Below are 11234 nucleotides of genomic sequence, written 5' to 3' on the forward strand. Positions count from 1 at the left end.
AAACTACAAAACTCCACGGGAACTATTCACTAGTTTCTGTGGAGTTTAGAAATGTACTTTTCTGGTACTGATATATTTCGTATTTATTTTTGGACAAGTGGCTAACTTGTTCTTGTAATTTTCGAATTTCAAAAATATCTAATTCATGTAAATTAACATGTCCGATTCCTGCTGGCATCAAATAAACTGACAAACCATCAAATGAGATTGGGCTAAAAAGAATCATGCCCAAAAATATTAAATAAACTAAACTGATCAAATCAAAATGACGGTCAGTAAATTTAGAAATATTTTTGATAATATATAGACCAGCAAAAATTGAAATAATCAAGATAAACAACAATGGTATAAATCTCATAGCATCCTCTCCTTTCTTGATTTTATTGTCATTTAATTTTAATAACTATATCTTACCTAAGAATCTTTTAAATAATCTTAAAATAGATTGATGAAATTGTGAAGTTAATATGATTACCATATAAAAAAACTAGAAATCAAAAATGAATTCTAGTTTTAAATTAATTTATTTATCTAATTCAGCAATTTGTTTTTCAACTTGATCATTGCTGCGGAACTCATCATAAGTTGTATCAGCACGATCGACCACGCCATTTTCCGTCAAGTAAATCAAACGGTTGGCAATAGTTTGAATAAACTGGTGATCATGTGAGGCAAAAAGGATTGACCCTTTATAATCGATTAAGCCATCATTTAATGAAGTAATTGATTCCAAATCAAGATGGTTAGTAGGATCATCCATCATCAAGACATTAGCTTTTAATAACATCATCTTAGAAAGCATTACACGAACTTTTTCACCACCGGAAAGAACGTTGACCATTTTCGTTACGTCATCTCCAGAGAAGAGCATTCTTCCTAAGAAACCACGCAAGAAGGTATCATCATCTTCACCTTTTTCCGCAAATTGACGTAGCCAATCAATAATTGGCGTCTCTTCATTGAACATTGTACTGAAATCTTTTGGCAAATATGCTTGGCTTGTTGTGACACCCCATGTAATAGTTCCAGAATCTGGAACCAAATCACCTGACAAGACTCTAAAGAGTGCTGTCGTAACAGTATCATTTTTAGCCAAAAAGGCAACTTTATCATCCTTCTTCAAAATGAAGTTAACATTCTTAAAAATTTGTTTGCCATCAATTGAAACTGATAAATCCTTAACTTGCAATAAATCATTTCCAATATCACGATTAGGGACAAATTTAATAAATGGATAACGGCGAGAACTTGGCTGAATGTCGTCTAAAGTAATCTTATCAAGCATCTTCTTACGTGAAGTAGCCTGTTTTGATTTAGAAGCATTAGCCGAGAAACGAGCAATAAAGTCTTGCAGTTCCTTGATTTTTTCTTCTTTTTTGGCATTTTGATCTTGTTTCATTTGTTGAGCTAATTCAGATGATTGTTGCCAGAAATCGTAATTACCAGCGTAAAGTTGAATCTTACCGTAATCAAGGTCAGCCATATAAGTGCAGACCTTGTTCAAAAAGTAACGGTCATGGGATACGACAATAACGGTATTTTCAAAATTGATCAAGAACTCTTCTAACCAATCGATCGAATCCACATCGAGACCATTAGTAGGCTCATCGAGCAAGAGAACGTCCGGCTTGCCAAAGAGTGCTTGGGCTAACAAGACCTTGATCTTTTGTCCAGCTGTCAAAGTGGACATCTTTTCTTGATGAAGTTCTTCAGGGATATTCAAACCTTGAAGCATTTGTGAAGCTTCACCTTCAGCTTCCCAGCCACCCATTTCACCAAATTTTGATTCTAATTCAGCGGCTTTTAAACCATCTTCTTCATTGAAGTCTGGTTTCATATAAATGGCATCTTTTTCTTGCATGATTTTGTACAATTCGTCATGCCCCATAATGACTGTTTCCATAACTGTATAATCGTCAAAATCAAAATGGTTTTGTTTCAAAGTTGCCAAACGTTCATTAGGTCCCAATTTAACAGAACCTGTCGATGGCTTGATATCGCCTGATAAAACTTTTAGGAAAGTTGATTTACCGGCACCATTGGCACCAATCAAACCGTAACAATTGCCTGGTGCAAACTTGATATTTACATCCTCAAATAACTTTCGATCAGCAAAGTGCAAACTTACATCACTAACAGTAATCAAATATATAATCCTCATTTCTTAAATGTAGTCTAGATTGCATTATACGGGCTATTTGACTGTGGTGCAAGCAGTACAGACTTTTTATTTTGCCAGCCAAACTAATCCTGCTTGAGTGGCACTCCAATCTAAGCCATCGAATTGTGACTTTTTGATTCGTAAATAAAAATACAACTCAATCAAAGATTTTGGAAAATCTGTTTTATTATTCAAATAATCAATCCCAATAGCATTAAAAAATGCTTCAATAGTTTGGTCAAAATTATTGTCAGTTTGAAATTCCTTAAGATAATGTAAAACTAATTTCTTCAACTGAGGTTGTTTTGCAAGTTCTGCTGAAACCGAAATTTTCTTTAGTCTCTCAATAACATCATTTTTGATAGCTTCTATTTCCAAATATTTCTCCATAATAAGGTCCCCACCCATTCCAAGATTTTCTTACGACCATAATATAAAGAGCCTAATTAGTTATAGCAAGTATCAATACTTATCATCATTTTATCGTAAATAAATAGTCTCATAACTGGCTTATCAACAACCAATTATGAGACTTTTCATATCGAACTTATCAAATAGTACAGACCACTCAATCCAATAAAAATATAGATAAATAACTTCATCAATTTTATATTCAAATGTCCAACCAGATGATTAGCTAAAATAGTGTCCAGGACGGCCCCGACAATTCCAACGGCAATATATTTCAAATTGCTAAAAGTCAAAATACCGCTTGAAAAACGCACTGTTGTCATTAAAAAAGTATCCATCAAGAAAAACGTCTGAATGTTACTTAAATAATTCTCTTTGGATTTAGAATTTGTCAAAAAGTATAGTGCCATCAAGGGACCACCTATACCAAACATCCCGTTAAAGAATCCAGATATCAATGAAAAAATCACCATAATCCAAAGTGGTATTGCTTTAATAGAAATTGAGCGAATATTCATTACTGCATAATATATCGACAAAACAATTAATAACAGACCTAATAAAATTTTCAAATGATTGCTGGCAAAAAAACTGCTCAAATAAAGCGAGGAAAGTGCCATACAAGCATAAATTAAAAATGGTGCGATAATTTTTTGCCAATCCAGATGCTTTCGATATTTCCAAACAAGCATTACATTAGCTATGACCATTGTTAAAGTTGAAACCCCAGCACTTTGATTAATCGGTAATAAATGAGGCAAAAAAATCATCATGACAATTCCGGAACCAAATCCGGTCACACCCTGAACAAATCCTGCCATTAATGCCGCAAAAATGATAATAAATATCCAACTCAATAAGCTCATCTCCCAATGCTTACCATTCTACTATAATGAGAAGCATTTAAAAGATTCCATTTTATTGACCATCTAAAGAAATTGCTCCCTGCCGTCTACTTGGCGATGGTTTAGGGTCAAGAATATAACGATTGATCAAATCGATGATCTGGTCATTTTGAGGCAAATCAGAATGCTGCGCATCAGAGCCAGAGACAGAAATCGTTGTAAAATGTTTAACTTGACCCTGATAAATATACTTTCCAGCTGTCACGCTTCCCAATGGGACTAAACCATCTGAATTGTAAGTTTGCGTTCCTGCAACTGAATAGACGCTTAAACTTTTCGGTATCTCTTTTCGGTCTTCAATAAAATCAGATAACATTTGAGTTTTATGTTGAACCGACTTTTCATTAAAATTATAAGGCGAGCCAATCGTCATCAATTGCTTGATTTTAATTTGATCAGAATACTCTGAATAATATTTTTCCAAAAAGGCTGTATAAATCAAGCCCCCATTTGAATGCCCGATAGCTTTAAAATTATTAAAGTTATATTGACGTGCTAAAGCCTTAAAAGCCGTATTGAACCATCGTGCTTGCTTTTTGATATTGCTGTAGCCATCGTGATTATTTTGAAAGCCGACCACGACAATTGGTTCATTGTCTCCTTTGCGAAGTTGGCCTGAAAAATGCAACTTATCATTTGTTGTAACATAAATCTTAATCAACGAATGTGGCTTCTTATTATTTTTATTCAATTTTTTCACCAAGGTATCAAATCGATTTTCAGTCGCTGAAGAACCTGGAATCATAATTACCGGCGATAATTTAGAATTATGCAATTTAGAAAGCTCTGAAACATTTTGCCTCGACCAATTTAATGAAACCATGATTAAAACAGCTGCTAATAGAACTCCAAAAAAAGTTCCAATCCACAATTTAATTCTCATCGATTTCACCAGCTTCCTGACTAATACGATCAGATAATTTTACGAATGGTAAATAAATCAATACATCAATTATTAGTAATGCAGCACCTAAAATAAGGGACAACCAGCTTCCGTTAGTCCCAATAAAGCCAATCAACGGACCTGGAGTTCCCGAAGGTACCGGATAAGCTGCTACTGGAATCCAATGTAAGACAATAAATAAAGCTGCAATTATCATATTAAATAATGGCGCCATGACAAAAGGAATCAAAAAAACAGGATTGAATAAGACAGGAATCCCCAACATCATTGAATAGTGACTATTGAAGATGGCTGGGAAAATGGACCATTTTGAAACATTTCTATTTTGCTCTTTCTTTGAAAAAATCAAAATAGCGATTATCAAAGCAATCATCACGCCACTGCCACCAAAGTTAGCAAAACTATGAAATAGCGTCGTATCAGTGAATTTATAAGGAACATTCCACGAAGAACCATTTTTTAATGCTTCATTCATATTTGCCATCGAAGGCGCATCAGTAAAGGTTGGACTATCGCTAAATGGACCTCCAATTGCCATCCATGATAAAAGGTTCGTTAAAAATCCCATTGAAAGAACGTACAATAAAGCATTGATTTGCGTGTTCCGCATGACAAAACTAGCAACATAAGTTGGTATTTCCAGTTTGAGCACGAAAAAGCTCAACATGTTCAGTAAAGATGCCAGGACCATTACAATTAGAATTGGAATAATAATTTTATAACGGCCGTCTAATCTTGAATTATCAAAAAATATTAAAACACGAGCCACTAAATAACCGATGATTAAAGCAATCAACATTCCTTGCGACATCAAGAATTGGCTGAAAATTGGAATCGTATTATCGACTGTTTGAAAAGAAATTATCAAAAAAGACAGTAATCCCACAGCACCAGAAATAATGCCATCTTTTCGATACTCTTTGGCAGTGAAATAAGCCATGCCAAAAGCCGCATAAATAGCCATCATATCAATCGTACAGTGGAAAATAACTTCCATGACCCATTTGAGTTCTGAATCAAATGGCAGCCAGTTCGTCACTCCAAACATCTGCGCCACATAACCATTTTTATTTAAAAAAGCAAAGTTGAAAACTTCCCAATAACATAATTGGAAATAATAAAATCAAAGTTTGGCGTACAGCACTTGCAATTTTTGTATTGCGTACTCGAGCAGAAAAATATAATAATCGATTAATCATTTTAAGCCTCACAATTATCGAACAATTCGATTCTTCACTACATGCACATTATTTACTTCTTATTAATTTTTATCCACGAAAAACCACTAATAAATTTTGAAAAATCTTTCAAACTGATTTGACATTTTGTAATTGTTCCTATTGTATAATAGAAATTATTAATTATTGGAGGCGTATTTATGAAATATCCTATTTTATTATTTGATTTAGATGACACGATCCTTGATACCAAAACTAACGCTGAAAAGGCCTTAAAAAAGATGTCTTCAATAGTTGACTTCCCTTTTAATCAACAACAATTATTATATTGGCATCAATTAAATGACAAACTCTGGGAAAAATTTGAAAAAAAAGAATTAACTCGTGATGAATTACTAATTTTGCGTTTCAAATTATACTTCGACCACTTTAATAAGAAAGTCGATGCAAAAAAGTTTAATCAAACTTACCTACGTTTACTCAAAGAGGAAATCACTTTGATTCCTTCTGCTAAAGAAGTTATATCCAACCTCAGTCAAACTAGACGTATTTTTGCAGTTTCAAATGGAACTAAGGAAAAACAGTTTTCTCAACTTAGCCAAGCCCATTTGATCGATAATTTCGAAAAGCTCTTCTTATCTGAAGATATTGGCTATCAAAAACCGGACCCTAACTTTTTTAAAGTAGTACTTGATGACCTTGACGTTGATAAATCAGAAACACTAGTCATTGGTGATTCTTTAACTGCAGATATTTCAGGAGCCAATCTATCTAATATCGACAGCGTTTGGTTCAATCCTACAGAGAATAATAATAAAACCGATTTTAAACCTACTTTTGAAATCAAAAATTTGCCTCAATTAGAAAAAATTCTCAACTAAAAAGAGATGTTAATCAAAATACGATTAACATCTCTTTTTTACCGATTAAGCATTATTTTTCATTACGACGTTGAAACAACTTAACAATTTCAACAATCACAATCATCAAGACACCAGCACCTAAAACAATTGACCATTGCAATAGGTTCAATTCAGTTACGTGGAACAGACTGTTGAAGCCAGGGATAATGATTGTAGCTGCAACCATGATAAACGATGTTGCAACGCCAATATTAAACATTTTATTCTTGAAAGGATGTACTTTAAAGATTGATTGGTAAGTCGATTTAACGTTGAAGGCATGGAATAATTGAATCAAGGCTAAAGTTGCATAAGCCATTGTTAGGGCATCGGCGTGCATAGCAGCATTCCCTGCATGAACTGGGAACATGATTGCTAAACCATAGACCCCTAGCGTAATGATACCTTCCAAAATTCCTTGATAAATAATAGAAGTCCCAATGCCGCCACTTAGGAAACTTGATTTGCGACCACGAGGCTTGCGCTTCATAATACCTGATTCTGTTGGTTCCACTCCTAATGCGATTGCTGGGAAAGTATCAGTTGCGAGGTTAATCCAAAGCAATTGCACGGGCATCAAAATATCCCAACCTAATAAGGTCATCATGAATAAAGTCAAAACCTCACCTAAATTGGCTGACAAGAGATACTGAATCGACTTTTGAATATTGGAGAAGACTTTCCGTCCCTCTTCAACAGCCACAATAATTGTCGCAAAATTATCATCGGCTAGAACCATATCTGAAGCTCCCTTTGAAACCTCAGTTCCGGTGATTCCCATACCGATACCGATATCAGCTGACTTCAAAGCAGGAGCATCATTAACCCCATCACCTGTCATCGCAACGACTTTGCCTTTATCTTGCCAAGCCTTCACAATTCTAACTTTATGTTCAGGTGATACACGTGCATAAACAGAATATTTTTTAACTTTCTTGTCAAATTCCTTATCGCTCATTTGGTCCAACTGGGCACCGGTAATAACTGCAGCATCATCGCCAGACTTAATAATACCCAAACGACCAGCAATTGCTTCAGCAGTATCTTGGTGGTCGCCAGTAATCATGATTGGACGAATCCCAGCGCTTTTAGCATCGGCAACCGCTTTAGCAGCTTCCGGACGTTCAGGATCAATCATCCCGACCAGTCCAGCAAAAATCAAATCTTGCTCAATAGTTTGTGTGTCAACAATTCCAGGGATTTCATCAATAATTTTGTATCCCATTGCCAAGACACGCAATGCCTTAACCGCCATATTCTTATTTTGTTTGAGAATAGCTGCTTGGTCTTCTTCGGTGAAATTTTTAACATCGGTAGGAGAAGCCTGAATGCGTGTCACTCTTTGAAGCAACATATCGGGGGCACCTTTAACCGCGACAAAGAATTTGCCATCGGGCAATTTGTGAATCGTCGACATTAATTTACGGTCTGAATCAAAAGGAACTTCAGCAACTCGAGGTTCTTTTTTCAATTCATCTTCTACGTGATAATCATGGTCGAAACCAAATTGAACCAAAGCTGTTTCTGTTGGATCACCCAAGAGCGTTCCATCATTTTGAATTTTCGTATCATTACTAAAAGTCATCACTTGCAAAACTTTGTCATCTGAAGTGATATCTTCTGAAGCATCTTTTAATTGACCATATTGATAAACTTTTTCAACCGTCATTTTGTTTTGGGTCAGAGTACCAGTTTTATCAGAAGCAACGATATCGGTACTTCCTAAAGTTTCAACGGCTGGCAACTTTCTAACTAAGGCTTTTCTCTTGGCCATTCTGGTCGTTCCTAAAGCCAAAATGATTGTAACGATTGCTGGCAAACCCTCAGGAATCGCGGCAACTGCCAAGGAAATCGCAACTAACAACATATTGATAATCAATTCATTCATCGGCTGTCCAGAGTGATTATTGAAGATACCAACCGCAAAGATAATAGCCGCAATTGCCAAAATTAGCCATGTCAAAGTTTTTCCCAAAGAGTTGAGATTATCTTGTAACGGCGTTCCAGTTTCTTCAGCTTTATTGATCATGCCAGCAATTTGACCGACCTGTGTTTCCATACCAGTCCCAACGACGACCCCAGTTCCACGACCATAAGTTACGTTACTGTTCATATAAGCCATGTTCTTACGATCGCCTAACGGAATATCTTCATCTGCTAAGACTTCTGATTCTTTTTCGACTGGCACTGATTCACCAGTCAAAGCTGATTCCTCAATTTTCATTGATGCTGAATCCAACAGACGGATATCAGCTGGCACAATGTCTCCAGCTTCCAGTAAAACCAAATCACCCTTGACTAAGGCTTCACTACTGATGGTTTCTAACTTTCCACCACGTTTAACGTGCGCATCAGGAGTTGACATTTCTCGTAAAGCATCGATGGCTTCTTCAGCTTTTGATTCTTGAAAGATACCAAAAATTGCATTGATAATGACAACCGCTAAGATCAATGCCGCATCGGACCATTCTTTGGCAACGACACCAGAAATAAATGCAGCAACTAACAAAACAATAATCATAAAATCCTTGAACTGGTCAAAGAAACGTTGTACTAAGCCCTTTTTCTTACCTTGCGCTAAGGCGTTGGGGCCATTTTTTTCCAATCGCTCTTTCGCTTGTTGATCACTCAACCCATCTTCACTAGTACCAAATTGCTTTAAAATATCAGCTTTATCCAGTGCATAAAAACGGGAGCGTTTCTTATCGTCCATACTCTTCAAAATTAACATCTCCTTTTAATTTCGGGAAAAAAAGACTTGTACGCAAAAAACACGTACAAGTCTCACTAATTAAGACAAAACCAGAACTACGTCTTGTTGATGGCTTTGTCACAGGCAACCCTCTCTGCAAGTTACTCCCTTGATTACGGTTTCATTATAATTGATACCGAAAATTAAAGCAAAACAAAACATCAAAAAGATTAAGTATTTAGTTTATTTTTATATCAATTTATTTATCTTGAAATTCTCCATGAATAACGACTTTTGTGCCAGATGGAATATTGTCAAAAATCCACTTGCAATCAGGAACTGACAAATGAACGCAGCCATGTGATGATGGCTCTTTCCCTAAAGTTTTTGCTATCGATTTAACATACTCGCCTTTATCGTTAGTTGGCGTAGTGTGGAAAAGATACTCGCCATGATTTAGAAAAGAAACGTAGTAATAAGCGCCTAATTTTAACGGTGCAGTATAAAAGTAATGTCCCCGTTCATTTTGAATATGATAAGTGCCCCTTGGAGTTGTGTCATTTTTACCAGTTGAAGCGTACATAGTATATAGTTTCTCTTTACCATCCATAATATAAGTCCGTTGAGTCGCAATATTCACGTCAATCCAAATATTAGAATGCTTTGTTAAATCAGGATAGTCTTTCTTCTCGGAAGCTTGATCATATTTAAAGTCTTCTAGACTAACCATCGATTTTTCATCCTGAACTGTTTCAGGAGTCTCGATAACTTTTACCTTAGATGTAACTTCAGGCTTTTTCTGATCAACTTTCTTTTCCGCAGAAACATTAATTTGGTCATCTCCAATATGCTTATTCCCCAAAAATAAGCCAATGCCCAAAAGACACACAATTGAAACTAAGGCAGCAATAATTATCTTTTTTCTTTTCCCTCTTAGATTCATCAAAATTTCCCCAAATTCATATATTTATTAATATACTTATAATTATAGCGCTTTCAATAATTACATCAATGGTATTTGTGATGATATTGCCTATGAAATTTATGATGATTACGATAATTTTTATAATTTGCTTTCAATTCTTGGGTTTTCCCATCATCGCCTGGAACTTGAAAATCTTTATCTATTTTGGATCTCCCAGTAGCATAATCAAATTGAATTTTCCCTTGAACATTCCAAATATAACGATTAAATTTCAGCGTCTTATCCGTTGAAATAGCTTGGACCCAAACGCCACGAGCCATCAACTCATTGTCACGAAATATTGGCGTGACCTGATAAATTACCTTCTTATTCCTTGTTAAGGCAGTTCTAACCTTTTGTTCTACTTCAGTCATTGTTTTTTGATTAGAAAAAGCAGTCTGTGTAAAGAGATTTTTAGGATTATTCAGACTTCCTAAATGTCCTTCTTCCTCTTGACCATCGTCATTTAAATTAAATGTAACTGTATAGGCAATTAAATGTCCTCTATTTTGAGGAATCACACGACTTCCATCAATTATTTTAGGTTGATTATGCCAGCCAGTGGGCTTAAAAATTTGTTCTGTTCTGGTTTTTGAACGACCAAGATTATTTTTAGTTAAATACGCTGTAACTGACTTCGTGCGATTCAGATCATCCAGTCCTGAATAGTCGATATGTGGCTTTTCAAAATTTTTAATTGCTAGAGTAGTCGGAGTATCATTATTCAAAATTTTTACAGGATTATCACCCGATTTATAAATCCAATGACTCATATCCTCAGTCGTTAAGGGATTTTTTGATTGATTATTTTGGCCTTGATTTAATTTTTCATTCTGTTTCAAATCTGTTGCTGTAGTGCCTTTGGCATTTGATTCTGCAGAACATCCCGTTAGCATTAAGGGAAAAAGCATCAATAGAAAAATAAATTTCTTCATCTAAATAATCCTCAATATTCAATTATTTTGTGAGCAAAAAAGTCTGAACTTAAAAATTTTGGCTGTTCGTCAAATTAAGTTGATGGCAGTTTACATAAGCAGTTAGATCATAATTGGTCTAGCTGTTTTTTATTTGGCTGACGAGCTTGCTCGGAGCCAAAAAATTTGAAGATTGATACGCT

At 35.3% G+C, this 11234-nt stretch carries 10 protein-coding genes; 1 reads left to right on the forward strand and 9 read right to left on the reverse strand.

What is annotated here, in order from left to right; translation table 11 throughout:
• Window positions 1-22 precede the first annotated feature (22 nt).
• The 6 genes from FHL05_RS11780 to FHL05_RS11805 all read right to left on the reverse strand — a co-directional run bounded on the left by FHL05_RS11780 (window position 23) and on the right by FHL05_RS11805 (window position 5429).
• Complete coding sequence (locus tag FHL05_RS11780) at window positions 23-358, reverse strand: hypothetical protein (protein WP_153522793.1); 336 nt, start codon at window positions 356-358, stop codon at window positions 23-25.
• Window positions 359-523: 165 nt separating this feature from the next.
• Window positions 524-2146 carry an ABC-F family ATP-binding cassette domain-containing protein gene (locus tag FHL05_RS11785; RefSeq protein WP_153522795.1) on the reverse strand — a complete coding sequence of 541 codons (1623 nt, stop codon included), beginning with the start codon at window positions 2144-2146 and terminating at the stop codon, window positions 524-526.
• A gap of 81 nt (window positions 2147-2227) precedes the next feature.
• Window positions 2228-2551, reverse strand: coding sequence for a hypothetical protein (locus FHL05_RS11790; RefSeq protein WP_153384622.1), 324 nt, complete (start codon window positions 2549-2551; stop codon window positions 2228-2230).
• Window positions 2552-2697: 146 nt separating this feature from the next.
• The gene (locus tag FHL05_RS11795; RefSeq protein WP_153384621.1) at window positions 2698-3429 is read right to left on the reverse strand and encodes a sulfite exporter TauE/SafE family protein; all 732 of its coding nucleotides are present in this window, start codon (window positions 3427-3429) and stop codon (window positions 2698-2700) included.
• A 61-nt stretch (window positions 3430-3490) separates the two neighbouring features.
• A complete protein-coding gene (locus FHL05_RS11800) occupies window positions 3491-4360 on the reverse strand; it encodes an alpha/beta hydrolase (protein ID WP_153384620.1) in 870 nt (289 codons plus the stop codon).
• Entirely contained in the window at window positions 4350-5429 is a 1080-nt protein-coding gene (locus tag FHL05_RS11805) for a PTS transporter subunit EIIC (RefSeq protein WP_238706894.1), read from the reverse strand. Before FHL05_RS11805 ends, FHL05_RS11800 begins: the two co-directional genes overlap by 11 nt.
• 330 nt (window positions 5430-5759) lie before the next feature.
• On the opposite strand from FHL05_RS11805, the gene FHL05_RS11810 reads away from it, so the two are divergent.
• On the forward strand, window positions 5760-6440 hold the full coding sequence (locus tag FHL05_RS11810) for a YjjG family noncanonical pyrimidine nucleotidase (RefSeq protein WP_153384619.1): 681 nt from the start codon (window positions 5760-5762) through the stop codon (window positions 6438-6440).
• 52 nt (window positions 6441-6492) lie between these two features.
• Here the strand turns inward: FHL05_RS11810 and FHL05_RS11815 are convergent, their stop codons facing one another.
• The 3 genes from FHL05_RS11815 to FHL05_RS11825 form a co-directional block, all read right to left on the reverse strand.
• Complete coding sequence (locus FHL05_RS11815; protein ID WP_153522797.1) at window positions 6493-9174, reverse strand: cation-translocating P-type ATPase; 2682 nt, start codon at window positions 9172-9174, stop codon at window positions 6493-6495.
• Window positions 9175-9412: 238 nt separating this feature from the next.
• Window positions 9413-10096 (reverse strand): L,D-transpeptidase, encoded by a 684-nt coding sequence (locus FHL05_RS11820; protein ID WP_153384618.1) that lies wholly within the window; start codon window positions 10094-10096, stop codon window positions 9413-9415.
• Window positions 10097-10161: 65 nt separating this feature from the next.
• A complete protein-coding gene (locus tag FHL05_RS11825) occupies window positions 10162-11052 on the reverse strand; it encodes a DNA/RNA non-specific endonuclease (RefSeq protein ID WP_153384617.1) in 891 nt (296 codons plus the stop codon).
• Between the last annotated feature and the right edge of the window lie 182 nt (window positions 11053-11234).

It is taken from the genome of Companilactobacillus halodurans, from assembly GCF_009600995.1.
Lineage (GTDB): Bacteria > Bacillota > Bacilli > Lactobacillales > Lactobacillaceae > Companilactobacillus > Companilactobacillus halodurans.